Genomic DNA, 1,410 nt, shown 5'->3' with positions numbered 1-1,410 from the left:
ACGCCGAGGCCGACCAGGGCCGCACCGACAAGCCACCACGGTGAGTCGGTCAGCAGCGTCTGGAACGGGTTGAGCAGCCCGTTGGTGATGGCGTCCCGGATGGCGTTGGTGACGCCCGACAGATGGTCCTGCATCCAGGTGGTCGCCGTGTCGGCCGCGCTCGCGATGTGGCTTCCGGTGCTTCCCTGTCCGGGGAACTCGGCCGCCCACACGTAGGTGTGCGACAGATAGACCAGGACGGCCGCCACGGCTCCCCCCGCCGCCAGCAGCGGTCGGCGCCATGTGAGGAAGCGGTCGCCCGAGCGGCGGGCCGCCTCGTCGCGCCCGGCCGCCGCCGTGGTGACCCGGTCGAGCACGATGGCCATGATGACGATGGCCAGACCGGCGTTGAAGGCCGTGCCGACATCGAGCGACTGCAGTGCCTGGACGACGGTCTTGCCGAGTCCGGGAGCGTCGATCAGGGCGGCGATGGTCACCATGGCCAGGGCGGCCATGATGGTCTGGTTGACGCCCATGACCACGGTGCGCTTGGACAACGGCAGGAGGACCTTCAGCAGTTGCTGCGATCGCGTGGTGCCCAGCGAGTCGGCCGCCTCCACGGTGGTCTGCGGTACGGAGCGGATGGCGTGCGCGGTGATACGGATCGCCGGCGGGGCCGCGTAGATCACCGTGGTGATCGTGGCGGAGGCGCCCCCGATGAGGAAGAACAGGGTCAGCGGGGCGAGGTAGACGAAGGTCGGCATCGTCTGCATGAAGTCCAGGAACGGCGTCATGATCCGGTTGCAACGGTCGGAGAGACCGGCCCACACACCGAGCGGGATGCCGATGAGCAGGGCCACGAAGACCGCCGACAGGGTCAGCGCCAGCGTGTCCATGCTCTCCTGCCACAGGCCCTGCAACCCGAGGAAGGTGAAGCCGGCCACGGCCAGCAGGGCGACCCGCCAGTTGCCGACGGCCCAGGAGACGTAGCCGGTCAGTCCCACTACGCCGAGCCAGCCGATCTGCGGGACCGGGCGGCCGCCGGTGGGCTGGGAGATCAGCGACTGGATGAAGGTCACCAGGTTGTCGATGACCAGGCGAATCTCATTGAAGAAGTAGAGGAAGAGCGGGTTGGAGTTGCGGTTGGCGCCGATCGTGTCGTTGACGTCGTTCAGCCAGCGGTGCAGACCGGTGAGGTCGGCGGCGGCGAGGGTCAGCGTCTGCCGGCCGCGCAGCGCGGCGAAGAGCACCAGCCAGACGATCAGGATGGCCACCAGCACCACGGGGCGGCTGACCTTCTGGCGCAGGGGCGCGACCGGCGCGGTCGCATCGGCGGCGGCGGTCATCACGCGCCGCCTCCCTGCCCGGCGACGACGGCGAGGATCTCCTCGTCGCCGACGATGCCGAGGAGTTTGCCGTTCTCGACGACCT

At 69.2% G+C, this 1,410-nt stretch carries 1 protein-coding gene; it reads right to left on the bottom strand.

Annotation, left to right across the window (positions count from 1 at the left end):
* The coding region (locus ACH4UM_RS41765) for an ABC transporter permease (protein WP_398191921.1) at nucleotides 1–1,325 on the bottom strand (1,325 nt) is incomplete at its 3' end.
* Nucleotides 1,326–1,410: the final 85 nt, after the last annotated feature.

This window comes from Streptomyces sp. NPDC020801 (assembly GCF_044334385.1).
Taxonomy (GTDB): Bacteria; Actinomycetota; Actinomycetes; order Streptomycetales; family Streptomycetaceae; genus Streptomyces.
Note: the sequence above shows the minus strand (reverse complement) of the source record. Positions and strands in the feature narration are given on the sequence as shown.